The organism is Desulfogranum mediterraneum DSM 13871, from assembly GCF_000429965.1.
Taxonomy (GTDB): Bacteria; Desulfobacterota; Desulfobulbia; order Desulfobulbales; family Desulfobulbaceae; genus Desulfogranum; species Desulfogranum mediterraneum.
This window is the reverse complement of the sequence record NZ_AUCW01000015.1, coordinates 81,787-108,228: the sequence shown is the minus strand read 5'-3', so window position 1 is coordinate 108,228 and position 26,442 is coordinate 81,787. Positions and strand designations below refer to the sequence as shown.

The 26,442-nt window shown below is 58.9% G+C and carries 20 protein-coding genes; 13 read left to right on the top strand and 7 right to left on the bottom strand.

Annotation, left to right across the window (positions count from 1 at the left end; translation table 11 throughout):
* Window positions 1-269: 269 nt before the first annotated feature.
* Both G494_RS0107730 and G494_RS25275 read left to right on the top strand, forming a co-directional pair.
* Window positions 270-752, top strand: a complete 483-nt coding sequence (locus tag G494_RS0107730; protein WP_153305797.1) for a hypothetical protein — start codon at window positions 270-272, stop codon at window positions 750-752.
* The gene (locus G494_RS25275) at window positions 749-2,734 is read left to right on the top strand and encodes a methyl-accepting chemotaxis protein (RefSeq protein WP_051305508.1); all 1,986 of its coding nucleotides are present in this window, start codon (window positions 749-751) and stop codon (window positions 2,732-2,734) included. Before G494_RS0107730 ends, G494_RS25275 begins: the two co-directional genes overlap by 4 nt.
* A gap of 139 nt (window positions 2,735-2,873) precedes the next feature.
* On the opposite strand, the gene G494_RS0107720 is transcribed toward G494_RS25275, so the two are convergent.
* Together G494_RS0107720 and G494_RS0107715 are read right to left on the bottom strand one after the other, a co-directional pair.
* Entirely contained in the window at window positions 2,874-4,130 is a 1,257-nt protein-coding gene (locus G494_RS0107720; protein WP_051305507.1) for a CaiB/BaiF CoA transferase family protein, read from the bottom strand.
* Window positions 4,120-5,433, bottom strand: a complete 1,314-nt coding sequence (locus G494_RS0107715; protein ID WP_232362507.1) for a CaiB/BaiF CoA transferase family protein — start codon at window positions 5,431-5,433, stop codon at window positions 4,120-4,122. Before G494_RS0107715 ends, G494_RS0107720 begins: the two co-directional genes overlap by 11 nt.
* A gap of 657 nt (window positions 5,434-6,090) precedes the next feature.
* Between G494_RS0107715 and G494_RS25270 the strand changes: the two genes are divergently transcribed.
* The 7 genes from G494_RS25270 to G494_RS0107670 all read left to right on the top strand — a co-directional run bounded on the left by G494_RS25270 (window position 6,091) and on the right by G494_RS0107670 (window position 17,478).
* A complete protein-coding gene (locus G494_RS25270; protein ID WP_028584071.1) occupies window positions 6,091-8,241 on the top strand; it encodes a PAS domain-containing sensor histidine kinase in 2,151 nt (716 codons plus the stop codon).
* Between the two features lie 144 nt (window positions 8,242-8,385).
* Entirely contained in the window at window positions 8,386-10,371 is a 1,986-nt protein-coding gene (locus G494_RS27600) for a methyl-accepting chemotaxis protein (protein ID WP_051305506.1), read from the top strand.
* 656 nt (window positions 10,372-11,027) lie between these two features.
* Window positions 11,028-13,409, top strand: a complete 2,382-nt coding sequence (locus G494_RS22430; RefSeq protein ID WP_153305796.1) for a hypothetical protein — start codon at window positions 11,028-11,030, stop codon at window positions 13,407-13,409.
* A gap of 23 nt (window positions 13,410-13,432) precedes the next feature.
* Complete coding sequence (locus tag G494_RS22425) at window positions 13,433-14,464, top strand: phosphatidylserine decarboxylase (RefSeq protein ID WP_208597647.1); 1,032 nt, start codon at window positions 13,433-13,435, stop codon at window positions 14,462-14,464.
* Between the two features lie 54 nt (window positions 14,465-14,518).
* Window positions 14,519-15,571, top strand: a complete 1,053-nt coding sequence (locus tag G494_RS0107680) for a prolipoprotein diacylglyceryl transferase family protein (RefSeq protein ID WP_028584070.1) — start codon at window positions 14,519-14,521, stop codon at window positions 15,569-15,571.
* A gap of 139 nt (window positions 15,572-15,710) precedes the next feature.
* The gene (locus G494_RS0107675; protein WP_028584069.1) at window positions 15,711-16,529 is read left to right on the top strand and encodes a UDP-2,3-diacylglucosamine diphosphatase; all 819 of its coding nucleotides are present in this window, start codon (window positions 15,711-15,713) and stop codon (window positions 16,527-16,529) included.
* Window positions 16,486-17,478, top strand: coding sequence for a glycosyltransferase family 4 protein (locus tag G494_RS0107670; protein WP_028584068.1), 993 nt, complete (start codon window positions 16,486-16,488; stop codon window positions 17,476-17,478). Before G494_RS0107675 ends, G494_RS0107670 begins: the two co-directional genes overlap by 44 nt.
* 14 nt (window positions 17,479-17,492) lie before the next feature.
* Here the strand turns inward: G494_RS0107670 and G494_RS0107665 are convergent, their stop codons facing one another.
* On the bottom strand, window positions 17,493-18,185 hold the full coding sequence (locus G494_RS0107665) for a hypothetical protein (protein WP_028584067.1): 693 nt from the start codon (window positions 18,183-18,185) through the stop codon (window positions 17,493-17,495).
* 469 nt (window positions 18,186-18,654) lie between these two features.
* On the opposite strand from G494_RS0107665, the gene G494_RS27355 reads away from it, so the two are divergent.
* The 3 genes from G494_RS27355 to G494_RS0107650 all read left to right on the top strand — a co-directional run bounded on the left by G494_RS27355 (window position 18,655) and on the right by G494_RS0107650 (window position 21,810).
* Window positions 18,655-18,852, top strand: coding sequence for a hypothetical protein (locus tag G494_RS27355; RefSeq protein WP_208597646.1), 198 nt, complete (start codon window positions 18,655-18,657; stop codon window positions 18,850-18,852).
* 100 nt (window positions 18,853-18,952) lie between these two features.
* Window positions 18,953-19,765, top strand: coding sequence for a hypothetical protein (locus G494_RS0107655; protein WP_161629952.1), 813 nt, complete (start codon window positions 18,953-18,955; stop codon window positions 19,763-19,765).
* Between the two features lie 275 nt (window positions 19,766-20,040).
* Complete coding sequence (locus G494_RS0107650) at window positions 20,041-21,810, top strand: bifunctional diguanylate cyclase/phosphodiesterase (RefSeq protein ID WP_028584064.1); 1,770 nt, start codon at window positions 20,041-20,043, stop codon at window positions 21,808-21,810.
* A 20-nt stretch (window positions 21,811-21,830) separates the two neighbouring features.
* On the opposite strand, the gene G494_RS22420 is transcribed toward G494_RS0107650, so the two are convergent.
* Entirely contained in the window at window positions 21,831-22,421 is a 591-nt protein-coding gene (locus G494_RS22420) for a glycosyltransferase family 25 protein (protein WP_153305794.1), read from the bottom strand.
* 313 nt (window positions 22,422-22,734) lie between these two features.
* On the opposite strand from G494_RS22420, the gene G494_RS0107640 reads away from it, so the two are divergent.
* Window positions 22,735-23,127, top strand: a complete 393-nt coding sequence (locus tag G494_RS0107640) for a hypothetical protein (protein ID WP_035245839.1) — start codon at window positions 22,735-22,737, stop codon at window positions 23,125-23,127.
* Between the two features lie 125 nt (window positions 23,128-23,252).
* Here G494_RS0107640 and G494_RS0107635 read toward each other — a convergent pair whose 3' ends face one another.
* The 3 genes from G494_RS0107635 to G494_RS26665 form a co-directional block, all read right to left on the bottom strand.
* Window positions 23,253-25,550 carry an ATP-binding response regulator gene (locus tag G494_RS0107635; RefSeq protein ID WP_028584062.1) on the bottom strand — a complete coding sequence of 766 codons (2,298 nt, stop codon included), beginning with the start codon at window positions 25,548-25,550 and terminating at the stop codon, window positions 23,253-23,255.
* Window positions 25,551-25,731: 181 nt separating this feature from the next.
* Complete coding sequence (locus G494_RS22415; protein ID WP_035245837.1) at window positions 25,732-26,172, bottom strand: arsenate reductase ArsC; 441 nt, start codon at window positions 26,170-26,172, stop codon at window positions 25,732-25,734.
* Window positions 26,132-26,347: a hypothetical protein gene (locus tag G494_RS26665; protein WP_153305793.1), complete on the bottom strand. Its 216-nt coding sequence runs from the start codon at window positions 26,345-26,347 to the stop codon at window positions 26,132-26,134. Before G494_RS26665 ends, G494_RS22415 begins: the two co-directional genes overlap by 41 nt.
* Window positions 26,348-26,442: the final 95 nt, after the last annotated feature.

Below are 26,442 nucleotides of genomic sequence, written 5' to 3'. Positions count from 1 at the left end.
GGGCGGACCTCTTCCCCCTCAGTTCCGCTGTTGCGTTTCAGATCGCTGTCTTAGCGCTCGTCTTTCTCTCTTGTAATCCCTGTCGCTCCCCCCTTGCGGTCTGAAAAATGAGACCCGTCATTATCGCCCCTTGGAAGCTGAAGCTGTTATCCCCTCGACAATACGTGATTTGCAGGAAAAAATCGTGCAGGGCTGATCAGGCATGAATGGTGCTTAGACCCAGTGGGCGTCCACAGGGGTGCATCCATCTTGTCCAGGGGATATCAGGCGTGAATATATTTTTTTATACCGTTGAGCAGTCGCAACTCTACTGCGACCTCTATAACCGACTGCGAGCAGATCTCGGTACACCAGAAGTACTTCTCCTGCCTCCCCAGGACAGTTTTTCATCGGGCAATGGGTTGAGCCTGCGGAGCGGCGATATCCTTATCCTCTTTGCCGCCTCCTCCGAGGGCCTGCAGGCCTTACTCGATGAGGGTGATCAGCTCCGCGACTACCGGCTTGTGCTGATTCTTGATGACCAGCAGAGGGAGCTTGTTGGCCAGAGTCAGGGGCTGAGTCCGCGATTCCTTACCTTTTCGGACAGGGACATTGCCGAGGTGGCAGGGGTGGTCCGGGGGATGTACACCGCACAGCCAAGGGATCTACCCCGATATACCTATCTGCATTTTACAGTCAATGACGATCAGGAGAGCCTAAAGAAGGCTGAACCCTCGTTGTACGATAACATCTGTTTTAAGGAGGAAAAATGAAAAAGATATCTCTGGCAATGAAGATAGGGGGCGGCTTCTCGCTGGTGTTGCTGTTGCTGCTGCTTATTTCCCTGGCTTCCTGGAAGGGCATACAGGGGCTGGGCGATGGGTTTCTCAGCTATCGGGAACTGGCCCGTGATGCCAACCTGGCTGGACGGCTCCAGGCCCATATGTTGCAGGCCCGGATGGATGTCTTGGCCTTTATTCGCAGTGGAAGTGGTGAGGATATTGGCCGCTACCAGGAGCACCTGCAGCAGACCCAGGGCTTTCTGCAACAGGCCAAGGAGGAAATTGTCGCTCCAGAACGAGCCGCTCTGCTTAAGGAGGCTGGAGAAGATCTCGGCCATTATGAAAAGAGTGTGGCCCAGGTGGTCAGTCTGGTGTCCAAGCGGGACAGGATCCTGAGGGAGCGGCTGATCCCCTTGGGCAATGAGCTGGAACAGGGGCTTTTCGGGCTGATGCAATCCGCTCGAACGTCGCGCCAGCTTCCCTTGGTCTATGGGGCCGGGGTCGCCCTCCACCATCTTGGCCGGGCTCGTCTTGCCGTGACCAGGTATCTCCAGGCCAACCGTCAAGAGGATGCTGCCCAGGTTGAGGAGGAACTTGGCTACCTTCTCGACCAAGAGCGAGGTAGCCAGGAGCTTGCCGCCCTTGGCGCTGATGGCGTCCTGGTCAAGGAACTCAGTGGCCGGACAAGGGCATACCTGGCAAGTTTCCAGGAACTTGTTGAGTTCATCGAGCAGCGTAATCTGCTTACCAGCGCGAAACTCTACAGCTTGGGACCGGAGATGGCTGCCGAGGTCGAGGAGGTCAAGCTTTCGGTGAAGTCGGAACAGGATGCCCTGGGGCCCCTGTTGCAGTCCCAGAGCAGTAAGGCCATCCGCTTTATGCTGGTCATGGCCTCTCTGGCCGTGGTCGTGGGGCTCTCCTGCTCCATCTTGCTGACCCGTTCCATCACCGGGCCTGTTAAGCATGCTGTTGATTTTGTAGAAAATCTTGCCAGGGGAGACTTTTCCGGGGTCATGAAGGTAGAGACCAGGGATGAGATCGGGGTCATGTCCCAGGCCCTGAATGATATGGTCAAACAGCTTGGGGCCATGTTGAGCGATATCGGCCAGGGGGTCGGGACGCTCTCGGCCGCCTCCACCGAGCTGGCCAGTATCTCCAACCAGCTCTCTGCCGCTTCCGGTGAGACCTCAGAGAAAACAGGGATGATGGTCGGGGCAGCCGATGAGATGCACTCAAATATCAATTCGGTATCTGCGGCCATGGAGCAGTCAACTGCCAATACCAGCATGGTGGCCTCGGCCACCGAAGAGATGAACTCCACGGTGGCCGAGATTGCCAGGAGTGCGGAAAAGGCCCGCTCCATCTCCGAAGAGGCGGTGCGTACCTCCCAGGCTGCTTCCGGAAAGATGAATCAACTGGGGGAGAGTGCCGCCCGGATCGGCAAGGTCACCGAGACCATCACCGAGATCTCGGAACAGACCAACCTGCTGGCCCTCAATGCCACCATTGAGGCGGCCCGGGCAGGAGAGGCAGGCAAGGGTTTTGCCGTGGTTGCCAATGAAATCAAAGAACTGGCCAAGCAAACCGCAGAGGCCACCGTGGATATCAAGAACCAGATTGAAGATATGCAGGCGACCACCGGGGCAACGGTGGAGAATATGGATGCCATCACCGGGATTATTGCAGACATTGATAACGTCACCAACACCATTGCCTCTGCCGTGGAGGAGCAGGCCACGGCCACCAGCGAGATTGCCGAGAATATTGCCCAGGCATCCCAGGGGATCGCGGAGGTCAACGAGAACATCGCCCGCAGCACCGTGGTGGTGAGTGATATCTCCGAAGAGATCGGGAGCATCAACCAGGCTTCCACCGAGGTGGACGGCGCCAGCAGTCAGGTCCAGGGAAGTGCTGAAGAGCTCTCCTGCCTGGCGGAGCAGCTCAATATGATGGTGCAGCAGTTTAAGGTCTAAGTCTGCCAGGATGGTTGCCCCATGGAACCATCCTGGCCTTTGTTATGGCGCTCCATATGGTCGTACCGGGGGAGCTTTTCTCGTCTCTGCAGGAGGAGGCCGATCTTTTGGATCTCCTCCTGCCGGCTTGCTGTCGCAATCAGGAGAGAACCCCCTGGTCAGCCAGCCGGCGGATCTCCTCTTCACTGTAGTCCAGCATCTCTTGCAGGACCTGTTGGGTATGCTCACCCAAGAGGGGGGCGGCCCTGGTCATCTGTACCGGAGTCTTTGAAAAGCAGAGCGGTGCCCGGTTGTAGAGGGTGGTGCCCATGACCGGATGGTCCAGATAGTGCCAGAAGCCCCTGGCCCGAAGTTGGGGGTCGGCGATGGCGTCACGGGCGTCGTTGACCGGCGCAGCCGGGATACCCTGCTCCTGCAGTTGGTCTGCCAGGGTATCGCCGTACTGGTGGCTGGTCCACTCTTCCAGGTGTTGATTGAGCTCCTGCTCGTGCTGTTTGCGCAGGGCCAGGGTGGAAAAACGTTCCTCTTCCGCCCAGGCCGGCTGGGCCATGATCTTCTTGAGCTGCTGCCACTGTGTTTGGCTGCGGACGGCCAGGGCCAGCCAGCGGCGGTAGCCCAGGGTGGTGAAGACTCCGTGGGGCGCTGCCTGGGGATCTCCGGCCCCCATGGCTTCCAGGGCGCCTGCGCCGGCGGCCCAGGCCATGGCATCACTGGGCTTCATGGCCAGGGCCGCTTCCAGCTGGCTCACAGCCACGGCCTGGCCTCTACCGGTGGCCTCCCGCTGGAGCAGGGCAGCCATGATGGCAAAGATGGTGTGGCCGGGCACCATCACGTGGTCGGTGTAGTTGGTACCGGTGCCAAAGGGTGTTTCTCCGGGTTGGCCGGCAGTGGCGGTCAAGCCGCAGAGGCCGTTGAGGTTGACCCCGAAGCCCATGTAACGGCTGTGGGGACCGCTGGTCCCCTGGAGGCTCATGGTCACATAGATGATCCTGGGGTTGATCCGGCTGACGGCCTCCCAACCCAGGTCCCATTTCTCCATCTGCCCCACCCGGAAGTTGTTGATGACGATATCACTCTTTTTGATCAGGCGTACCGCCACCTCCCTGGCCTTGGGGTCGCTCATGTTCAGGGCAATGGACTGCTTGCCCGGGTTGCGGTTGGCAAAGTAGCCGCTGCGCTCCAACCCTTCGGCGATCCCATCCTTGAAGGGGCCGCCCCTGCGAAGCAGGTCCGGTCGCCTGCTGCTCTCAATCTTGATGACGGTGGCCCCGCATTGGCCCAGGATATTGGTGGTGATGGGGCCGGCACCGACCCAGGAAAAATCACAGACCACGATCCCTTTCAGAGCACCCTTTGTTCCTCGCTCCTCCTGCGAGGCCTTGTTTTTAACCGACATGAATAACCTCCTTCCTTGCCAACCGGCTGATCTCTTGTTCGCTGTAGCCAAGTTCCTCGAGGATTTCCCTGCTATGTTCCCCATATCCCGGAGCCCGGCCTCCCAAGGTCCAGGGAATACGACCCAACTCATAGGGCGGCCCCGGATAGACCACCGCACCGCCCAGTTCCGGGTGGTCCAGGGTTTGCCAGAATTTTCTGGCCTTGAGTTGCGGGTTTTCCAGGAGGTCCTTGCCGGTACTGACAGGACTCAGGGCCACCATGGCGGCCTGGGCCCGTTCATAGAGGCTGAGCTTGTCCTGGCTGCTGGAAAACCGCTCAAAGATGCGGCAAAAGGTCTGGTAGGATTGGCTGGAGCTGCGGTAGGCGGGTTCCAGCCATTGGTCCCCGGCCAGGAGCTCCCGCTCCGGAACCTGTTCCGCCTCCAGCCACTGGAGAAAACGTTTCCACATGTTGCGGTTGCGGCCGATGATGGCCACCAGCACGACATAGCCGTCCCTGGTGGGGTGGATGGTGCCGTTGCCGGCTTCCCGGCCTCCGCCGCGGCGGAGGCTACCCTCCAGGTCCCAGTACTGGGCACTGTTTTCCAGGGCCATGCCCACGGCCTCGATGCAGGCCACGTCCACAAACTGGCCCTCGCCGGTGCGTTGGGCATGGAACAGGGCAATGGAACTGCCCACAGCAGCATAGGCCTCGGCCATACGGTAGGATTGGTTGTCACAGGGGCGCACCGGCGGCTCGTTCTCCACCCCGGCCAGGTAGAGAAAACCGGCCATGGCCGAGCAGGTGAGATCAGAACCTGGAAGGTTGCGGTAGGGGCCGGTATGGCCAAAGGGGGTGATGGAGGTGTGCACCAGGCGGGGATTGATGGCAGCGAGCCGCGGGTGGTCCAGGGCGAGCTCGCCAAGGTAGCCCGGGGCACAGCTCTCCAGCAGCAGCTCGGATCGGGCCACCAACTGGCGGAAGATGGCACGTCCCTGCTGCTGGTGCAGGTCCAGGGCGAGCCCCCGTTTGCCGGCGTTGTAGTAGAGGAAGGGCAGGCTCCGCTCTGTTCCGGCCTTGCCCCGATAAAAGGGGCCGATCCTGCGCAGGGGATCGCCGCCCATGGGCTCCAGATGAATGACCTCGGCCCCAAAGCCCAGATACATCTTTGCCGCGTAGGGGCCCAGTTCTCCGGTAAAGTCCAGTACGCGTAATCCGGCTATGCCGGCCTGCTCTTTCGTGGTCCCCATGGTGTGCTCCTCCTTTATCCTGCCCCGGCTGGATTCCCGCTTCCAGATCACCGGCCGCTCAGCCAACTGCATCGGTTCTGCATCGGTTTTCCCTCCCACGGCCGGGTTTTCCCCTCCAGACAGGCTAAGGGTTTGCACTGTTGCCCGCTATCGGCCTGCTGCCCGAAAAGCTATCCCCAAAAGAGGAAGCCAGAGGTACATTTTTCCGGATGGCCTGAGTTTAAACAAAATATCCTATTATTCAAGTTGATTATTCAAGTTGTTCATGCGCCTGAGTCCGGATTTGAGGAGAAAGAGAGTGCAGGGAATCTCTGGCTGTCGCCCAAGCAGGGGGAGCGAGCAGGGGAAAGATCGTTTCCCTCTGGCCTGGGGATATGGGGAAAGTCGTTGGCCGACAGGGCCTGCAGGGTGATCAGGAGCTGGCTGGATTGGGCAATGGGCTGTTTTTTGGTTGGATTTTCTTGTTATCGAGGGGGAGGTTGGGATATCCTCTTAAATAGTTATGTTTCATTTTTGTTCATATTTTCTGGTCAGCTTGGCCCCAGAGTAACTCAGGGCAGGCGCTTGCCCTGTTGGTTGCAGGTCCCGGTTATCGGTTGTCCAGGGGTGGTCCTCTCAGGTGAGATTTGAGTGAAGGGAGCACGTATTCTGATGGTGCAAATAATGATGAAATCCCATGGCTCGGCCGGCCGGCCGCATTGCTCTATCGGGCGCAGATTCGGAGCAGCAATGTTTTTCGTTTTCTTTCTTGTCGGTTCCGTCCTGGCCTCGTTCTATCTCTATCTGGAGGTCCTCCACAGCCGCCAGCACCGGGAACTCCTCCTGGAGGGGCTACGCCTGAGGGTTGAGTATCCCCACACCCAGCCACTCCTGCAGCATGAGCAGGAGGCTATGGCAGCCATCATCGGCCGAGTCGGCCGGCTACCTGGGGTCGAAGAGGTGGGGCTCCGCCGGGAGGGAAGGGGCGAAATGGAGCTGGGGAGGGGGGACGGACGGTCCATTCAGAGGCGAAGCATTCCGCTCTGGTACCCCGATGGGGATCTCCAGGATCTCCAGGTTCCCCTGGGCGCCTTGACCCTTGGGGTGGAGGCTGCCGACTTTTCAGGCATCCTGGCACAGTCTGGTCTGAAAATGATCAGTATTGTCCTTATCTTGTCCATGGTGGCTGCTCTCCTCCTCTTTGGCCTGTTCCAGCTGTTGGTGGGCAGGCATCTGGCCAGGGTGGCGAGCTATTCCAGCTCCCTTGATCTGAGCAACCTGGAGACCGCGCTGGTCCTGGAACGTGGTCTCGGGAAGCGGGCCGATGAGCTTGACCATGTGGTCGCTGCGCTCAACACCATGCGCTGCACCCTGAAAAAGTCCCTGGCCCTGTTACGGGAAAAAGAGCGGGAGTTCGAGGCCATCGTCACCCACAGCAGCGATGCCATCACCCGATTTGATGAGCAGTGTCGCCGTATCTACGCCAATCCTGTGGCCTGCGATCGTCTCGGCCTTCCTCTGGAAAAGGTTGTGGGCAGGACCCAAGAGGAACTAGGACTTTGCAGAACGATAAGTCAACGCATCGATATGGGCATTGCAGAAGTCTTTATCTGTGGGGCTCGGCGCAGGGTTTCCTATGAGACCGAAACTCCCGCAGGAGCCCGTTGCTTTGAGCTCCTCCTTGCCCCGGAGCTCTCCTGTACAGGTGAGGTGATGAGTGTCATCGGCATCTCCCGGGACACGACCGAACGCAGCAAGAGGGAGGCCTTCCTGAGGGAGGCCTTCAGCCGTCTGCCCGTCTTTGTCAGTATCAGTGAGATAGAGAGCGGGCGGTTCCTGGAGGTCAATGATACGCTGCTTCGTTTTAGCGGCTACTCCAAAGAAGAACTGATCGGTCGCAGCTCCGTTGAACTGGGCTATGTCAGCGCAGCAGACCGGCAGCGGATGAGGATGGTCCTGGAACGTGAGGGTTGTTTTGAAGACCTGGAGCTGGAGATCTACAAGGCAGACGGCACCAGGGTGACCTGCCTCTACTTTGGGGAGCTTATCGAGGTCAACGGCTCAGCAAAATTCTTGGCCCTGGGCCTGGATATCAGTGAAAAAAAACGGATCGAACAGGATCGGACCAACCTGGAGCGACAACTGCATCAGGCTCTGAAGATGGAGGCCATCGGCACCCTGGCCGGGGGCATTGCCCATGATTTTAACAATATTCTGACGGCGATTTTAGGCTTTGCCCAGATTATGCGGGTAAAACTCCCTGCAGAGAGTCCTCTCTGCGATGAAGTCAGGCAGATCCTCCAGGCCGGCAATCGAGCCGCCGACCTGATCAGGCAGATCCTCACCTTCAGCAGACAGGGACAGGAGGCCCTGCGGCCGATTCTGCTGCAACCCATTGTTACGGAGGCGGTCAAGCTCCTTCGCTCCACCCTGCCTGCTACCATTGAACTGGAGGTAGAGCTTGGCTCCGATTGCGGTGCCGTCCTGGCCGATGCCAACCAGATCCACCAGGTGCTCTTGAGTATCTGTACCAATGCTCACCAGGCCATAGGCAACGATTACGGTCAGATCTCCATCGGGCTTCGGGAGATAACGGTGGACCAGGAGATCTATGGAGTGGACGGAAAAGCCATCGAGTCGGGCAGGTATCTGGAGTTGGCGGTAGGTGACTCGGGTCCGGGGATTTCTCCAGAACTCCGGAAAAGAATATTTGATCCCTTTTTCACCACCAAGGGGCCGGTCCAGGGGACCGGCCTGGGATTATCCGTTACCCTCGGCATTGTCAGTAAACATAACGGCACCATCGTGGTCAGTAGTGAACCGGGAGAGGGGACTGCCATGAAGATCTATCTCCCTGTGGATGAGAACGCTCTCCAGGAGGGGGAAGCTGGGGCCCCGTGAACTGCTGGCCATGGGATCCATCGAATCTTAGGAAACAGATCCCTGGCAATATCCTCTGACCATCAGCTGGTAACAGTAGATAACCAGATCCCTGTGAAAGGGGATTCCATATTTGAGAAACAAGGAGTCGTAAACGGAGGAGAAATGAAGAAGATATCTCTGGCAATGAAGATAGGGGGTGGTTTCTCGGTGGTCTTGCTCTTACTGCTGATTATTTCTCTGGCCTCCTGGAAGGGGCTACGGGCGGTGACCGATGGCTTTGTCAGTTACCGTGAGCTGGCCCGCGATGCCAACCTGGCAGGGCGGCTTCAGGCCAACATGTTGAAGGCTCGGATGGATGTAGAGGGTTTTCTTCGCAGCGGCAGTCCCGAGGATATCGGCCACTACCACGAGCATCTGAAACTGATGCACAGTTTCCTGGCAGAGGCCAAGGAAGAGATCGTCGCCCCCCAACGGGCTGCGTTGATCAGGAAGACTGCAGGAGATGTCGCTACCTATGAGGAGCAGGTGGCGCAGGTGGTTGAGCTTATCTCCGAGCGGGACAGGATTGTGGAAGAGTCCCTGGCACCCTTGGGTGCCAAGATGGAACAGCGGGCGTCCCGGTTGCTGCAAGCTGCACTGGATACAGAGAATGTTCGTCTGATCCATGGGGGCAGCGCTGCCGTACATCATCTGGCCATGGCCCGTTTTTATGCCAGTCGATATCTCCTGGCCAACAGCAGGGAAGACGCCTTACGGGTTGAGCAGGAGTTTGCCCATCTGCTGGAACAGGGTGCGCTTCTTCAACAGGCAGGGGCCGGCAGCAACCTGGTGAGCGTGATGAGCGGGCTCAGCGGGGAGAGCAAAGAATACCTGGCGAGCTTCCAGAAACTTACCCGGATCATTCAAGAGCGCAACAGGATCACCACCGGGGGGCTCTACACCATCGGACCGGAGATGGCCAGCGACGTGGAAGAGGTCAAGCTTTCGGTGAAGTCGGAACAGGATCTCTTGGGTCCCCTGCTGCAGTCAGAGAGCGGTAAGGCGATTCGGATTATGCTCTCCATAGCCTCTGCCGCCCTTGTCGTGGGGATCTTTTTTTCGCTTTTTCTGACCCATTCCATCACTGTTCCCATAAGGCAAGCTGTTGATTTTGTAGGAAATCTAGCCCAGGGGGATTTCACCTCGAGTATGAAGGTAAAGAGCCGGGACGAGATCGGGGTCATGTCCCAGGCCCTGAATGATATGGTCAGGCAGCTTGGGGGCATGGTGGGTGATATCGGTCAGGGGATCGGTACCCTCTCGGCCGCCTCCACCGAACTGGCCAGTGTCTCCAATCAGCTGGCAACCGCCTCAGGTGAGACCTCGGAGAAGACAGAGACGGTGGTCGGGGCCGCCGAGGAGATGAACGCAAATATTAACTCGGTTTCCGCTGCCATGGAGCAGTCTGCCGCCAATACCAGCATGGTGGCCTCTGCCACCGAAGAGATGACCTCCACGGTGGATGAGATTGCCAGGAGTGCGGAAAAGGCCCGCTCCATTTCCCAGGAGGCGGTGCGTACCTCCCAGGCTGCTGCAGAGAAGATGAACCAGCTGGGGGAGAGTGCCGGCCGGATCGGCAAGGTCACCGAAACCATCACCGAGATCTCAGAACAGACCAACCTGCTGGCCCTCAATGCCACCATAGAGGCGGCCCGGGCAGGAGAGGCAGGCAAGGGCTTTGCCGTGGTTGCCTATGAGATCAAGGAGCTGGCCAAGCAAACCGCAGCGGCCACGGTGGATATCAAGAATCAGATTGGAGAGATGCAGTCGACCACCGAGTCAACGGTGGTCAACATGGATGCCATCACGGGAATCATTGCAGACATTGATAAGGTGACCAATACCATTGCCTCTGCCGTGGAGGAGCAGGCCACGGCCACCAGTGAGATCGCCCAAAATGTTGCCCAGGCCTCCCAGGGGATTGCCGAGGTCAATGAGAGCGTGGCCCGCAGCACCACGGTGGTCAGTAATATCGCCAGCGAGATCGGGATGATCAGCCAGGCCTCCACCGAGGTGGACAGCGGCAGCAGCCAGGTCCAGGGAAGTGCCGAAGAACTCTCCACCCTGGCGGAACAGCTCAACGTGATGGTGAAACAGTTTAAAGTCTAGCTCTTGCTGGGATCCCCTGCCAGGGGGATCCTCTGCCGGGAATGTTCGCGGAGAAGATAATCACATCATAACCAGGCCATGATCGTAGGGTAACGGCGCCGGGCTACGCTGCAACCACTGTTGGCTGTGAACTGAGCTCGCTGCCCCCCCGGGTGGTGGGGGCGGGGAGCTCCCACCGGCGCTTACAGTCCATGGTCTTTGCCGGCTTTCCCCCCCTGATCAGCAGCAGCGTGGCCGCCTATATCGCGCCCTGCAGCCTGAGCTGGCCAGCTCCCTCCATCCCTCTCTGATTTGTCCGCCAGGCGGCCGTCGCAATGGACCGCCTTCTCGCTACCTGACCATGCTGCCAGTGTCGATCACTATCTCCAGTGGTATCGGGCCGCCCTCTGAGTCCTGCCGGAGGAGTGGCCAGGCCCCCTTGCTCATGTTGGTTTTCTTCCCTGTAAGCTTCCCACCTTTCCTCCCGGCTCAACCATCACCCTTGGCGGGCCATGCTCGCCGAGGAGATCCTGACCAGGTCTTAGCATTGGGCTAACAGGGGGCTAATCCAGGTTTAATCCCGGACTAACACGGACCGGCTAAGGTCCTGACTGTCAGTTGAACTCAACCCCAGCCTTCAACCCCAGCCTTAAACCTAGAAGAGCCAGAGCAGCCCCATGAGCCGACCTTTGCCTGTCCCAGGGACCCTTAGCCAGCCCTCGGCCCCCGTAGACCTTCATGACGGGGCCGAGGCCTTTCGTTGCCAGCAACTCCGACAGTATGAGGAGTGCTTCTTTGCCCCCCAAGACGTCACCGCCGGCATGGAGAATGAACTCCAGGTCGCCGTGGAGGGGGGCAAAGAGGAGGTCGATCTGGCCCTCTCCCTGATCCAGTCCAGCTTTTACAAAAATCTGATGCTGCGGGCCGCCCAGGGGGAGTTGCCCTCCCAGTCGGTCAGCGAACTGCGCAGCTTTGTTGAAGAGGAAGAGCAGCAGGTCTGGGAGAACTCCTGGATCAGGATTCCCCGTGATCTGCTCGGTCCCTATGCGGCCTCGGTACTGGAGCACGACTTTCTGGCGGATAAAAATCAGCCCCAGGCCGGGCGCCGCCGGGATCTGGCCGATTTCCTGCTCGAGCAGGGCGGAGTGCGCTGGCTGCGTATTCCCATCAGCTATCTCCTGAAGATTTCCCTGGCAGAGGCCGTGGGCCAGCTGGAAGCCCCCTGCTCATCCCTGCAGGCCAGGGCCAGGCAGGTGATGCGTCATTTTATCAGCGATAATATCTCTCCGGAAATCACCTCGTTCAACCTCAGCAGCGGCACTGAGACCAGCCTACCGGGAGAGGGGCTGGCCCGGGAGGGGAGTCGACGCTTTTTCTTCATTCAGTTGCTGGTCCGTTATGCGGAACAGCAGTTCCGGCTCAAGGAGCACGGTCAGGCCATTCACATCTATTCTGCCCCAAATCCGCCGGTACGGCAGCAACGGCTCAACAGCCTGATCTCCGATGAACTCTACTGTGACTTGTTTTTAAATCCCTGTCTCTCTGGCTGGCCCCGGGGGGAGGAGAAGCGGGGCTATATGGGGCTCTGTCACCGGACCCTCTGCCGCAGCCAACTCAACACCATTGCCAGCCTCAAGGAGGCAGGGATCCTGACCAACAACCTGGTGGTCCTGCCTAACACCTCGAGTACCTCCCTGGCCAACAACGGCACCCATATCACCCTGGGCTCCAAGACCCTCAGCCAATGCTATGCCGACAGCAAGGGTTTCAGCGGAATCCAGTATGAAAAGTACTTCGGTGATCTGGTGGTCAAAATTGTCGAACACTTTCTGCCCCTGTTTGTAACCACCTGCAGTGGTGCCCCCTATCGTCTGGCCTTTGCCGACTTTCATCCGGAAAAGGTCCTGGGCTTTCTGCCGCACCAGTTGGATGCCACCCATCTGCGTATGATCTGGCGGCGATGGAAGAAGAAGGCGCATCTCAGCTTCTGTGGCCACGATTGTACCCCGGTGGGCCCTGAATGGATCGATCGTCTGCTGAGCAGGACCCTGGGGCTCAAGGGCGATTATCTCCCGGACAGCAGGTTGATCAACTATCTGGTGGCCCTGCGCAGTCTGGAGGCGAGTCCGGCCCTGGACGGCAGCGTCAACAATCAGGATATCCTGAAAAAAGATCTCTTTGCCATGGGTATCTTTGATCCCAGGATGACCATCTATCTGCCCTACCGGCTCCGTGACCAGGCCTCCTACGGCTTCAGCGGTTTTGAAGGCCGCCACTACTCCCTCTTTCCTGACTACCGCCAGTCCCTGGCCATGGCGGCCAACATCCAGGCCCTGGTCACGGCCCTGGCCTATGAGTGGGTGAGGACAGGGGAGATTAGGCATGATCATATCCCGGACAGCCCCTTTATCGAGAGTGAACGGCGGCAGGTTCTGTTCAATACCGCCATCGGCATCCCCACCTTTTATGTCAGGGAACAGAGCTCCAATCTCCTCCTCGGCCGGATTCTGGCCCTGGCGGATGGGCAGCGGCGCAGCAGACGCTACAAAGGCTATCTCAGGGTAGAGGTTCCGGCCTACCTCAAGGCCTGTATCCTCTTTCTCCGGCGTGCGGCCCTCAAGGCCCCGGCAGCAGCAGGCTACCTGGATGACCTGGCAACCCTGGAGGGAATGATCCACCAGCGTCGGTCGACGGCCAACGAGATCCTCACCTCAGGGGTGGTCAACAGCCACCAGCAGTTGAGCAGTCCCTTGGAGACCGAGGCCAGCGAGTTCAACCTTGCCGCGGAGCACTATTACCGTACAGAGCTCTGCAGCCTGCATATGGAGGAGGGCTTGCAGACCCTGATCAGCGATGCTGCCGTCCTGGAGGGCGAACCTGCTGCAGAGATCTCCCGGCTGAAAGAGCGGCTTATCGGCCCGCTCAGGGCGGATCGGTATATTGGTGCAGCCGGCCGGAAGGTCATGAATGGCAGCGCCACCAAAAAGGAACTGCATCAACTGCTGCTTCTCTTTCTGCTGATCATGGAGCAGGAAGGGCGTCTTGAGGCAACTCGGTAAAAAAATATTTTATAATCAGTATCATGCTTACCCATCAATACATTGTCCGCGAGACCGGCGAGGTCGTCAGCGAAGAGTTGATCGCCGACCGCTCTGTCCATCTTATCTACAGCAGGGTTCGGGAACATGCCCCCACCCTGTTCAAGGCCTTGACCTCCAGGCAGGTCTCCAGCCTGCTGGGCTTTCTTCATTATGACCTGCTGACCAGGCCCGGGAAGACGAGCGGCCTGGCGATGCTCAACAAGATCGGGGCTGACTGGCGCGATTGCCTGCTCCCGGTCGAGCGGCTGGATACCCCGAGAAAGGTCTTTGAACGACAGATCCGTTACTGGGACTGCCGGCCCATGGATCCCTCGCCGACCGCCATCGTCTCTCCGGCGGACAGCAAGGTCCTGCTGGGTTCCTTTGCCCGCACGCCTGAACTCTTTATCAAGGAAAAGTTCTTCTCGGCCCGTGAACTGCTTGGTCCCAAGGAGCGTTGGTTTTCCTGTTTTGCTGGCGGCGATTTTGCCGTCTTTCGCCTGACCCCGGACAAGTATCACTACAATCACCTGCCGGTCACCGGCAGGGTGGTGGATATCTATGAGTTGGACGGGCACTATCACTCCTGCAACCCCAGGGCCATCGTTTCGCTGGCCTCGCTCCATGCCAAGAATCGGCGGGTGGTCACCATCATCGATACCAACGTGGAGGGCGGCAGCCTGGTGGGCCTGGTGGCCATGATCGAGGTCGTTGCCCTGATGATCGGGGACATCCGGCAGTGCTACAGCAGTATCCGTTACGACCAGCCCCGCACCGTAACCAAGGGCATGACCGTGATCAAGGGGGCGGCCAAGAGTGTCTATCGACCTGGGAGCTCCACCGATATCCTGATCTTTCAAAAAAATGCCATGGCCTTCAGTGATGACCTCCTGGTCAATCTCAGGCGCACCGATGTCAGCAGCAGGTTCTCCTCCGGCCTATGCCAGCCGCTGGTGGAGACCGATATCAAGGTTCGTTCCACCATCGGCCATCGCAGACCCGGCGGCCCTGGCGTCCGGGAGAGGAGCAACTGATCCCTTGCTGCAAGCCAGAGGATCATCCCCAAACAATAACTCCAAGGAAGTATCATGAATCTGCTCTTTATCTGTTGCTCAACCCTGCTGTTCGCTATGATCATCGTCCTGGGGCTGCGCTACCTTCCCGGTGAACAATTTCAGATGGTGGCTGTTGTTCCTGCCAGGAAACAGGCCGGCAGCAGTTGGGAGGGGGTCAATTTTACCTGGTATGGGCTGGTCATTGCCGGCTCCACCTGCCTTTCCCTGCTCTACGCCCTGATTCTGCTGCGGGCGGCCGCCGTACCGCTGAACGGTGTCCTGGCCCTGTTTGCCCTGATCCTGGCCATCTGCATCCCTGCCGCCGGAACCATGGCCAGGTTGGTGGAGAAAAAGCGTTACACCTTTACCATCGGCGGGGCATTTTTCTGCGGCATGGTCATCATCCCTTGGGCCATCCTGGGGGTGAACCAGTTGCTGGCCGCCCTGCAGCAAGCCCAGATCGATACCAGGGCGGTCCTTGCCGCCATGGGGATCGCCTATATCCTGGGCGAGGGGCTGGGCAGGTTGGCCTGTCTCAGCTTCGGCTGCTGCTACGGTAAACCGCTTGCCGCCTGCAGCCCGAGGACCCGGCGACTCCTTGCCGAGTTGGCCGTGGTCTTTGAGGCGCCAACCAAAAAGGCGGTCTATGAGGGAGCCCTGGCCGGGGAGAAGTTGATCCCCATCCAGGGGATCACCTCGTTGGTCTACACCAGCACCGGTCTGTTGGCTGCCGGCTGCTATCTGCGGGGCTGGTACTGTACCGCCTTTCTCTCCAGCCTGCTGGTCTCCCAGCTCTGGAGGTTCTTTTCCGAGACCCTGCGCGCCGATTTCCGTGGTTTTGGCACTGTCTCCGCCTACCAAAAGATGAGCCTGGCCGTACTGCCCTATGGAGTCTGGATGGTTCTCAAGCCGCTCTCCAGCGCCCCCACCTCCTTGCCTTCCATTGGCCACGGCTTGACCATCCTGGGCGAGCCTCTGGCCATGATCAGCCTGCAGCTCCTCTGCTTGCTGCTCTTCTTTCACTTCGGCCGGAGTCGGGTCACGGCCTCTACCCTGGAGTTTCAGGTGGTTGAAGGCCACACCTAGAGCGCTAGAGCGGATGCTGCGTTGCTGGACTGTGCCGGATAGGCCCTCTCCCTGAGCAGGCAAAGGCTGAAGCCGGCAAAAGCGGCAAGGTCTCAAGGCACCGTATACGCTTTTTAAAAACCAAGAGGAGAAGCATAACATGTCGATACCCTCGTTTCGTTCCATCTGGATCTCGGATACCCACCTGGGGACCAAAAATCTGCAAAGCAGACAGCTGTTGGACTTCTTAGAGAAGACGGAATCTGAGTTCCTCTATCTTACCGGGGATATCCTCGATCTGCTTCAGGCCCAGAAGAGATGGCACTGGCCCGAGGTCAATGATCGGATAGTCAAGACCGTCTTTGACAAGGCAAAAAACGGGACCAAGGTGATCTATATCCCCGGCAACCACGACCATGTGCTCCGCAAGTTCTGCGGCAACACCATCAACCATATCCAGATCGAGCATCAGGTGATCCATACCACGGCCTCGGGGCGGCGCTATCTGGTCATCCATGGAGACAAGTTTGATCCCGTGATCCAGAACAGCCCCTGGCTGGCAGGCATCGGCAGCTCCGTCTACAATATGCTCCTGGTGGTCAATCGCTGGGTCAACCTGGGCAGACGCGCCATGGGCAAGGAGTACCATTCACTTTCTGCCTGGTTGAAGCACCAGGTGAAGATCGCGGTCAACTATATGGGGCGTTTTGAAGAGGTGGTGGTTCAGGAGGCGGAGGCGTGTGAGGTGGACGGTCTGATCTGCGGCCATATCCACCGGGCCGGGATCCGTACCATGGGGAGCATGCTCTACAACAACTCCGGTGACTGGGTGGAGAGCTGTACCGCCCTGGCCGAGAGCAAGGAGGGCCATCTGGGCATCATCGAGTGGAATAAAGATCTCTTTTGGGTGGAGCAGCTGAGTGGTGATCAAGACTATGAACATCTGTATAGCAAGCGATGCCTGGCATCCTCAAATTAACGGGGTGGTCACCACCCTGGGTAAGACCATCGCAACCCTTGAGTCCTGGGGCCACCAGGTCCGGGTCCTCTGTCCGGGGCAATATCCCACGGTCCCCTGCCCCACCTATCCGGAGATCCGCCTGGCCCTGGTCAGCGCTCACACCATCCGTAGGGTTTTAGAGCAGCACCGTCCCGATGCAGTCCATATCGTCACCGAGGGCCCCATTGGCAGGGCTGCCAGGAGGGCCTGCCTGCAGCTGGGCCGACCCTTTACCAGCTCCTATCATACCCGTTTCCCGGAATATATCCGCTTACGTCTGCCCATCCCGCTCGCCCTGAGCTACTGGTATGTCCGCCGTTTCCACGCCGGTGCCGTCCGGACCATGGCCGCGCCCACCCTGTTGGATGAGCTTCAGGAGCGACATTTCAGCAACCTGGTCCCCTGGTCCCGGGGGGTGGACACCGCCCTGTTTCGGCCGCGTCAGAAAAAGCAGGGTGACCAGCCGGGTCCCATCCTGCTCTATCTGGGGAGGGTGGCGGTGGAAAAGAACCTGCCCGCCTTTCTCGATCTGGACCTGGCCGGGACCAAGTATGTGGTGGGCGCAGGGCCGGCCCTGGCCAGCTATCAACGTGACTATCCGGAGGTACGGTTCACCGGAGTCCAACAGGGCGAGTCCCTGGCGCGTCTTCTGGCCGCTGCCGATGTCTTTGTCTTTCCCAGTCTCACCGATACCTTTGGGGTGGTCCTGTTGGAGGCCATGGCCTGCGGAGTTCCGGTGGCGGCCTTTCCCGTTACCGGGCCGCGCCATATCGTTAAAAACGGCTTCAACGGGGTGGTGGACCAGGACCTGGCCAAGGCCGTCCACGGGGCGCTGAAGGTTGCACCGGAGGGTTGTCTGGCCACGGCCAGGGAGTATTCCTGGGAGGCCTGCACCCGCCAGTTCTGCAGCAACCTTGCATTGGCATGATTCCCAGAGCTGCGTCAGCCACGGGGGTGGCCTGATAGCCCCTCTCTGATCAGGCGAATGGTGGTCGGCGGTGTTCCCGGCAGCCCATGGACGCTCTGATAGTGGATAAAGGCCGCATCACTCTGACGAAACCAGTAGGAGGCGTGCCAGAAAGAGGCCATCAATCCTCCCGTACTCACCTCTACCCTGCAGGCCGGGACCTCTTGCTCGGCCCACTCCAGGGATTCGCATTCCTTTTTCCGGGCCTCCAGCCGCACTGGCTCCAGATTGTCCGGTCGGATCATCCAGAATGATACCTCCTCTGTCGTGCCCAGGATCAGGGTGCGGAGACTGTAGGAGAGGGCCTGGTACCAGGGGCGGTGATCCAGGGGAATCGTCCGGCTCAGCTGAGTTTTCCCGTCTCGGCCGGAGAGCTGGAGGATGTTCTCTGCCCGGCGGACAGTCAGCTGCCTCTGGCCCTTGCTGTAGCTCCAGAGGAGCGTGTTGCCGTCCTGGGTGCAGGTGGTGCTGTACTTTCCGTCCTCTTCCCTGGAGGTGATCACCACCAGCTCCTCTTGGCGGTTGAGCTCCCAGCTGAACTCCTGGATTTGGTCACCGGTCTGTTGCCGATAGAGGCGGCTGGGCTCACTCCCGGCCGGCAGCGGCAGGCAGAAGATCAGCATCAGGGACAGGGTGAAGGTCCAATGGGCAGGTCGTCGAGTGTGCATGGCAGGTTATGTCCTGAACAGTGGAAGATGGGCAGATAAGCAGACAGCCCCCAGGTTTCCGGCCTGGGGGCTGTCCAGCGTATGCTAAGCCATGCCATCATGGTTGGTGATTTTTAATCAGCGGTTACAGTGGTGTTACAAAAGAGTGAGTTTTTCCTTCCCGATTGTTCCAGCCAGCTTCCGTAGACTCGTAAGCGACGAGTACGCTTCCTTTTAGCCTTTTAGCCTTTTAGCCTTTTAGGCGGAGGACCAGTCGGAGGATTTCTGCCCGTTCCCGGGAGGCTGGTCAGATGAACCAGGTATCAAGGCCTCTTGAGCTAAAATCATCAAATCATAATCCCTGATTAACTTCTTCGTAACAGCCCGTTGGTACCTCTTAGAGCGTATCAGACAAGCCGGGAGCTGCAGGAGGAGATCTGTGGCAGCACCGGTGATCACCCCCTGTTTTAAGCCTCTGTCGGAGAGAGCTATGGTTAAGCTCCTGTTTGTACTTATTGATGGCTTGCGCAGTGAAGCCCTTGAGTGTGCCCATGTGTGCTGTCTGCATGGCTTCAGGCGGAAAGGCGTCTCAGCAGAGCTTGCCCCCTTTCCCCTGTGGCAGGGGGGCATTGTCCGGGAAATCTTTGCCCCTGGCCAGGCGAAGCAAAGCCAGGGCCAGGCTGCTTAACCGCTTTATCTCCCTAACCGCTCCATCTCCCGGGACCGAAGGCGATCCGCCCGGCGGCCTGAATGAAACCACCATCCTCTCACATAGGAGTGACCTGACCATGATTACCATTGCCACCCTGCAAACAAGCGCAGAGGACCAACAGCATGACCTGCCAACCCTCACAGCCAGCCTGAAAAAAGAGGAGATCGACATCCTCTGCTGCCGGGAATCGATGGTGGCGGAGGATGCCGGGCCCAGCGTCCTCCCGGAACTGGCAGCCTCACTGGAGATGAGCTACACCCTGACCCAGGTGCGAAGCCCTCTGGCCTCCTCCGTCAGGGGAGGGAAGACGACAAAGAGCAACCTGGCGATCCTGACCAGAAATAGCTCCTGGATGCTCAACAGCGGCAGCCTGCCGCTGTTGAGCTGCTCCAGAAGCCGCCGGCTCCAGTTCGGGGTTATCCGCAACAACGGTAACTCCATCCTGGTGCTCAACGCGCTCTTTGGAGGCCAGGGCAAGTCTGCTCTCAACCCTTTGGAGGAGATGATTCGTCTGCCCCTGCTCAAGGAACAGTTTGGTGCCATGGTGCTGTTCAGTGATCTGGAGAGCGCAGGGGGGGCGCAGGGCATGAGGGCCGCCTTTGCCCAGAGTCACCTGAAGATGGAGCAGGGGGATGGCAGAGGCGAGGGGTGCTTACCCACTGTGCTGACCTCCAGGGATCAGCCCCTGGCTGCAGTGACCCTCGAAGCTGCCAGGAGCCTTGACTCCAGCGCTCCAGCCGAGCGGCAGGGGCAGCCTGATCAGCTCGGCGGGATCATCGAGCTGCAGTTTAAGCGGCTGGCCAAGGGTAAACGGAAAAAACGGATCCTGCCGCTCTCCTTTCGGGAACGCTGGCTGGGCTCCAGGGAGGGCAGGATCTTTGCCTACTAGGGCCTCGTTCTAGCCAAATCATCCCTTGAGGGCTCGCTCGGAGCGCACTGCTGTCTTTCAAGGTAGCCTTAAGCCGGGGTGCCGGGGCCTCGCTCCAGGGTTGTCTCCCCCTTCTTCCTCTGCAGCTCCCCCTGCAGGGTTCTGTTGCGTAGGTTTTGGCAGTTGCCGTGGATAGTCGTAAAGAATCCTTATCAAATTCTAATATAGACGCAGTAGAAGGAGGAATCCTTTAATTGCAGGCCTTCCGGCCTGTCTAGAGATTTGAGAATTTTTCCATGAGAGATGAAAGCATAGAGTCGCTCCTGGCTCGGGTAATCCACTCTGAAGATCTGATCGTCCATTTTCAGCCAATCGTCCATCTCCATAACCGTCAGATCTATGGTTATGAGGGGCTTATCCGCGGCCCGGTGAATACCGTCCTCCACTCACCCGGCCGGCTGTTTGCCGTTGCCGCCCGGGAGAATCGGTTGGCTGAGCTGGATATCCTCTGCCGCCGGAAGGTGATTCATCGCTTCACCGAGCTCAACCTTCCCGGTCGGCTCTTTATCAATGTCGATCCCATCACCATGCAGCATGAGCAGTTCCAGGAGGGCAAGACCCTGGAGTTCATCGAGCAGGTCGGGGTGGATCCCGGCAGGATCATCATCGAGCTGACCGAAACCCATCCGGTGGAAGATATCCAGCTGATGCAGCAGGCCATGCACCATTACCGGCAGATGGGCTTCAGGGTGGCCATAGACGACCTGGGGGCCGGCTATTCCGGCTTAAAGCTCTGGTCAGCCATTCGGCCGGATATCGTCAAGGTGGACCGCCACTTTATCCAGGGGGTCGATGAGGACCGAACCAAGCAGCAGTTTGTCAATGCCATCCTGAAGACGGCTACCGCCCTGGGATCCAGGGTGATCACCGAGGGGGTGGAGACCGAGAAGGAGTATGCCACCCTCCGCAAACTGGGCATCGAGATGGTCCAGGGCTACTATTTCTGCAGGCCGGTCAGTGTGCCGCCTCTGGAGATCCAGGAAACGGTGTTTCGCCGGGAGCCGCGCAACGATGAGCGGCTGGAGCTCCCCACTGTGGCACAGATCCTGAGACCTGCGTTTTCCCTCCAGTCCGAGACCAGGGTGCACCAGGTAGGGGAACTGTTTTCCACCATGCCAGAACTGGAGTCCATCGTCATCCTCCAGGATACCGAGGTCCTGGGCATGGTGCTCCGCCGGGAGTTCATGAATATGTACGCCAGTCTCTACGGCAAGGAACTCTACGGCAAGCAGCCCATTGTCCGCTTTATCAACCGCAACATCCTCCAGGTGGAAAAATCTCTTCCCCTGGAGGAAGTCAGTTATCGGCTGACCAGCGCCCTCAACCTCCACACCGATGAGTTTATTATCCTGGATAAATGCACCCTTGCCGGCAAGGCACGGATGATAGATCTGTTGCACGCCATTACCAAACTTCAGATCAATCGGGCCCGCCACGCCAACCCCCTGACCCTGTTGCCCGGCAACGTCCCTATCCAGGAAGAGCTCCAAAAGCTCTTTCGCAGAAACAGGTCCTTTGTGATTTGTTACTTTGACCTGGATAACTTCAAGCCCTTCAATGATTTCTTTGGTTTTTCCCGGGGAGACAAGGTGATTCGTTTTTGTTCCGAACTGCTGCTGGCCAATATCGATGAACAGCAGAACTTTATCGGTCACGTGGGGGGCGATGATTTTGTGGCCATCTTTTGCAGCAGCGACTGGCAGGAGGTGGTCAGGCGTATTCTCCGCCAGTTTGATGAGAGTATTTCCGGCTTGTACAACGGTCATATCGGCTGTAGCATCAAGTCCACCGATAGAAACGGCAAGCCCCAGCGTTATAGCCGGATGACCCTCTCCGTGGGGGCGGTGTTGGTGCAAGCCTCTGACACCCGGTGCCATCTCGACCTGTCCGAGGAGGCTGCCGTGGCCAAGGGCAGGGCCAAAAAGATTGAGGGCAGTTCGCTCTATATCCATGAGTTGAACCGTGGTCAGCTGGGAGCTGAGCCGGCAGAGAATGTCGCAGCCTAGGCAGAGGGGAGGGCAGGACGCTATCGCCCAAGGCCCAGGAGGATGGCCAGCAGCAGTGCCGCAGGAACGAGCAGGAGGAGCAGCCTATGGTTCTGGTAGAGCTCATTGGCCCGCTGGATAAAGGCGAGCCCACCCAAGAGTCTCCGCAGCCGGTCCACGCTGACGGTATGGTTATCGCTGCTGGCCTCTCCCTGGAAGGCGCACATGGGGAAGAGGGCATAGCCCTGGGGACGATACCTGCGGAGCAGCTCGTCAAAGGGGATACCGGACCAGGGTTCGCGGGCCAGGCGGCCGGCCAGGGGGCGGTTGAGGGCATAGGCATGGGCCAGGCAGCGGTAGCGGATCTTTCGCAGGCTCTTGGTGCGGGTCTTGTGACTCCCCTGGCTGATGCAGCCCAGAAAGAGGGCCTCCCAGCCCTGTTCTTCGTTCAAGGCCCTGCAGGCCTCCTCCAGCCGTCGGTGGAAAGCATGGTCCCTGAAAACGACATCGTCTTCAAAGATCAGGATCCGCCGGGCCCCTGTTGCCAGCCCCTGCTGGAGGCAGTGCTGGTGGGACTGAAAGATACCCTGTTCCGGGTTTTCCGGATGTTTCGTGACGAGGATAAACTCCACCCGCTCTGCCAGCCCCACAGCGGCAAACTGTCGACGGGCCTCTTGCCGTCGGTCCCTGCGGTTCTCCAGAGAGATGCAGTAGATTCTGTCGAAAAAAGTCCAGACCGCTGCCCGGTTTCCTGGGGCAGAACTGGGGAGAGGGGGTCTGATAGCTGTTGCCTCTGATGGAGGTTGTGGTGTAGGCTGGCAGTGAACTGGTCGGCCTCTGACCTGCCCGGCTGCGATCTGGCCGGGATCATAAACAGGCCTGCTGAAAAAGACAATTCTCCAAGGGAAAAAAGCGGCTCTCCCTCTGAGCCTCGGTTCGGTGACCATGAGGACAAGCATCAGAGAGCGGATCCGAAAACTCGGACAGCATGATTTTGTGGCCGCTGCCATCGAGGAGCAGGCCGACCTCTCGGCCTTTCGGGAGCGGCCCACCCCCCTGGTGCTGGCCGGGGTCACGGCCATCTGCCTGAGTTTTCTCCTGGGCTGGCCGGCGGTAACCGCCCTGGGGTTTTTGGCGGTCAAATTCCATAATCCCTGGATCGCTGCCCTGGGCGGTCCCCTGACCTACGGCCTCTCCCACCTGGTCTTTCTCCTGGGCATGTACCTCTCCGGTGCCCTCTACTCCATGATCTTCCTCCGCTGGCTGACCAGGGTCACCATGGAGCGACTCCTTGCCTGGGCCGATCAGGGGAGGGGAGCGCTCACCAAGCCGGAGTGAGCCACATCGATGGCCCCTGATCACATGGCTGGGGAAAACCCGGGGCAGTTCTGCCAGACCTTGTGATGGAGCCAGGCCGGTCGAGATGGAGGAAGAGTGAGCCGGAGAACCTGCAGTGGTAGAAGCTAGCTGCGCCGGTTGAGCACCTCTTGGATGGCCAGGCCAAGCTGGGTGATGGTGTAGGGCTTCTTGATAAATCCTCCCACCCCAAGCTGTTTGGCCTTGTCCATCTTGCTCCTGGTTGAGTAGCCGCTGATGATGATCGCCTTCTGATCAGGCCGGAACTCCACTATCCTCCTGTAGGTCTCGTAACCGCTGATCCCCGGATCCATGATCATATCCAAAAGGACCACTGCTGCCTCTCTTTCTCGTAAGAACTGGAGCGCTTCCTCGCCTGAACCCACGGCCTCGGCCCTGTAGCCCAGGGCAATGAGTTTCAGGGTGGCGATATCACGGAGGTGGGGGGCGTCATCCACAACCAGAATCAACTCCTTGTTGCCCTGGAGCGATGCCAGGGACACGCTTTCAGGAGGGGCTGAACTCACCGCCGTGCACACAGGAAAATAGAGATCAAAACGCATGCCGCGCTCTCTCCTGGGCCGGGCCGTAACGGTGCCGTCATGATCCTGCATGGCATTCCAGACCACCGAGAGTCCCAGGCCCGTGCCGCTGATTCCCATGCTCTTCCTGGTATAGAATGGTTCAAAGATATGGGGTAAATCCTCTTCACTGATCCCGGGGCCGGAATCTTGAACAGAGACCAGATGGTATGCACCGGCAGCCAGCCCCAGCTCTGCCGCCATCGCCGGTTCCATGACCAGGCTGGAGGTGACCAGGCGACAGGCTCCGCTCCCGTCCATGGCCTCAACCGCATTGCCCACCAGGTTCATGAGGCACTTCTTGCAGTGAACGGGCGCTGCATAGATGTTGTTCAACTGGGGCTGGAGGGCGGTCTCCCAGCGTACTCCCGGGTAGCGCGCCGCCATCTTCAGGTGCTCCGGGGAGAGCAGGTATTCCTCAATGAGCTGGTTGAGATTCACCACCTCTTTGACAAGGGTAGCACCGCGGGCAACGGTCAGCAGGTCGTTGACCACCGCCGCCGCCCGGTGTCCTGCCGCCTCAATGGCCAGCAGGGGTCTTCTCAGCTGGCTCTCCTCGGGCAGGTTCATCAGCATCAACTCAGGATAGCTGGTGATTCCGGCAAGAATGTTGTTCAGGTCATGGGCAACCCCACTGGCCATCAGGCCGATGGATTCCATCTTTTCCGCCTTCTGCAGTTTTTGCAGGGTCTGCTCCTGTTCTCTTTGGGCGGCAACCTGCTCGCTCACATCATGGCCGATAAAGAGCAGCCCCTGGTAGAGGCCGTCCTTGTCCTTAATGGCTGATATCCTGATATCCAGCACACACCCTTGACGGTCCAGCTGGAAGCGATGAATTCCCGTCTCTTTGAGATGGTTCAGTTGTTCGTTGAATCGATTGATGGCTGCGTCGCCCAGAACCTCATGAACAGCGCGCAGCTCCTTGCCGAGTATCTGTTCTGCTTCAAGATTAAGGAGACGTTCAGCCTCCTGGTTGACGTAGATAAGCGTATCCTTACGGTCGGTAACGACTATTGCCGTGTTGGTGGAAGACTGGAGGATGGAATCCAGGTAGGTGGAGGTCTCTTCCGAACGTTGTTGCTGCTGATCCATCTTGTTGAAAAAAAATAGGACAAGGGCCAGGAATACCGAGAACAGAAGAAAGACTGCTCCAGAGAGGCTTAGCGCGGTGCTTCGGGCAGAGGCCAGTAGGTTATCCAGGGGGACCCGCACAGAGATCAGGGCGCGGATCTCTCCGCTCTGTTCAAAAAATCCGGCCTGGTTGCCATACTGCTGCACCATCTCCTGGGGGGCATCTGCGGGGTCACCGTGGCAGTGCAGGCATGAGGGGCTGTTGGCTGCGACCGGGATCGCATGATAGAGGACTTTGCCGGAATCCGAGGGAAGAATGGCCCGGTACTCCTTGATCTTTCCCCGGTTGAAATCCCGGAGGAGCTCCGATTCAAAGGGATCCGCCCTGTTCAGGGGGTTGCGGGGGTTTGCTGCTGCCAGTTTAAAGGAAATCGTATCCAGGCCAGCCTGTTCCCGTTCCCTGTTCAGGGCATCCCTGATGCTGCGGGCGATAAAGGTGCGGGAGAGTAAGATGGGAGAGAAATAGTCGCCGGAGAGGACACCTTCCCTCTGCAGGCGGAAGACTTCGGGCCGCTGCACTTCAGCAACAAAGCTGTGAATCGCCTTGTGGTTGAGCAGAAACCCGGTCACACTCTCTTCGGCCTCTTTGAGTGAAAGTTTTTTGCAGCCCAGCTGGATAAAAAAAGCCAGCAGGCAGAAGATCAGGATAAAGGAGGCGATGGTTACTGCTCGTTTTTTATCGAACATCCGCATAGGGGCGCACAGGATTAGGGGGTATCAGGTGGGTTCAGCTGGCAATCATCCTCGATGACGAGAGGTCTCCACTTTACTGGAAAAGGGTCATTAATCAACAGGTTTTCCCGGGAGGAGTGGGGCTTCACCCCTGGAGGGCGATATACTCAGCTGGGAGGGGGTGCTGCCGGCAGAGCGTCGTTCAAGGGACGGCGAGCAGCTCGGCGGGCAGCGCAAGAATGAACTCTTTGAGCTCATCGCGGACCCGGCGGTAGTGGGGCAGTGCCTCTTCATCGCTGCCTGCAGCCGCCGCCAGGCTGGGCGGGTCGGCAAAGCTGCGGTGGATTACCTTGCTCTCTCCGGGGAAGAGGGGGCAGCTCTCCCTGGCATGGTCGCAGACCGTGACCACATAGTCAAAGCTGTGTCCTGCCAAATCATTCAAGGTCTTACTCTGCTGTGCGGAGATGTCGATTCCGATTTCACCCATGACCTCTACGGCTAAGGGATTCAGGCCATGGCGCTCGATCCCGGCGGAGAAGGCCTCCAGTTCCCGGTCTTTGAAGTGACGGCACAGGCCCTCCGCCATCTGGCTGCGGCAGGAGTTACCGGTACAGAGAAAGAGAATGGTCGCTCTGGGGTGCATGGGGCTGCTCCTCATGGGGCGGCTCCGGCGCTGCTGGCAGCCGGGGAGCCAGGGCAAGGGTGTGCTGTTTCGGAAAGGGCAGGGGCGCTGTTGCCTGTTCGTTCAGCTGGGTGCCCTGGAGGCTGTCTTGCTCCAGCCCTTCTTCTTCGTGGAACCGGGCTGTCGGCTCACCCATTGTGGCTTCATCTTATCATGAAGCCTGTTGCTCGTCATGGTTTTGTTGGCCTGGAGCCTCTGGCCGGTCCATTCTTCGGGCCCCTGTGGAAGAAA

Bases quoted from the DNA above. Each gene is read 5' to 3' on its own strand.
- G494_RS25275 (WP_051305508.1), top strand. From the start codon at position 749: ATGAAAAAGATATCTCTGGCAATGAAGATAGGGGGCGGCTTCTCGCTG.
- G494_RS0107720 (WP_051305507.1), bottom strand. From the start codon at position 4,130: ATGTCGGTTAAAAACAAGGCCTCGCAGGAGGAGCGAGGAACAAAGGGT.
- G494_RS0107715 (WP_232362507.1), bottom strand. From the start codon at position 5,433: ATGCAGTTGGCTGAGCGGCCGGTGATCTGGAAGCGGGAATCCAGCCGG.
- G494_RS25270 (WP_028584071.1), top strand. From the start codon at position 6,091: ATGTTTTTCGTTTTCTTTCTTGTCGGTTCCGTCCTGGCCTCGTTCTAT.
- G494_RS27600 (WP_051305506.1), top strand. From the start codon at position 8,386: ATGAAGAAGATATCTCTGGCAATGAAGATAGGGGGTGGTTTCTCGGTG.
- G494_RS22430 (WP_153305796.1), top strand. From the start codon at position 11,028: ATGAGCCGACCTTTGCCTGTCCCAGGGACCCTTAGCCAGCCCTCGGCC.
- G494_RS22425 (WP_208597647.1), top strand. From the start codon at position 13,433: ATGCTTACCCATCAATACATTGTCCGCGAGACCGGCGAGGTCGTCAGC.
- G494_RS0107680 (WP_028584070.1), top strand. From the start codon at position 14,519: ATGAATCTGCTCTTTATCTGTTGCTCAACCCTGCTGTTCGCTATGATC.
- G494_RS0107675 (WP_028584069.1), top strand. From the start codon at position 15,711: ATGTCGATACCCTCGTTTCGTTCCATCTGGATCTCGGATACCCACCTG.
- G494_RS0107670 (WP_028584068.1), top strand. From the start codon at position 16,486: ATGAACATCTGTATAGCAAGCGATGCCTGGCATCCTCAAATTAACGGG.
- G494_RS0107665 (WP_028584067.1), bottom strand. From the start codon at position 18,185: ATGCACACTCGACGACCTGCCCATTGGACCTTCACCCTGTCCCTGATG.
- G494_RS27355 (WP_208597646.1), top strand. From the start codon at position 18,655: ATGGTTAAGCTCCTGTTTGTACTTATTGATGGCTTGCGCAGTGAAGCC.
- G494_RS0107655 (WP_161629952.1), top strand. From the start codon at position 18,953: ATGATTACCATTGCCACCCTGCAAACAAGCGCAGAGGACCAACAGCAT.
- G494_RS0107650 (WP_028584064.1), top strand. From the start codon at position 20,041: ATGAGAGATGAAAGCATAGAGTCGCTCCTGGCTCGGGTAATCCACTCT.
- G494_RS0107640 (WP_035245839.1), top strand. From the start codon at position 22,735: ATGAGGACAAGCATCAGAGAGCGGATCCGAAAACTCGGACAGCATGAT.
- G494_RS0107635 (WP_028584062.1), bottom strand. From the start codon at position 25,550: ATGCGGATGTTCGATAAAAAACGAGCAGTAACCATCGCCTCCTTTATC.
- G494_RS22415 (WP_035245837.1), bottom strand. From the start codon at position 26,172: ATGCACCCCAGAGCGACCATTCTCTTTCTCTGTACCGGTAACTCCTGC.
- G494_RS26665 (WP_153305793.1), bottom strand. From the start codon at position 26,347: ATGGGTGAGCCGACAGCCCGGTTCCACGAAGAAGAAGGGCTGGAGCAA.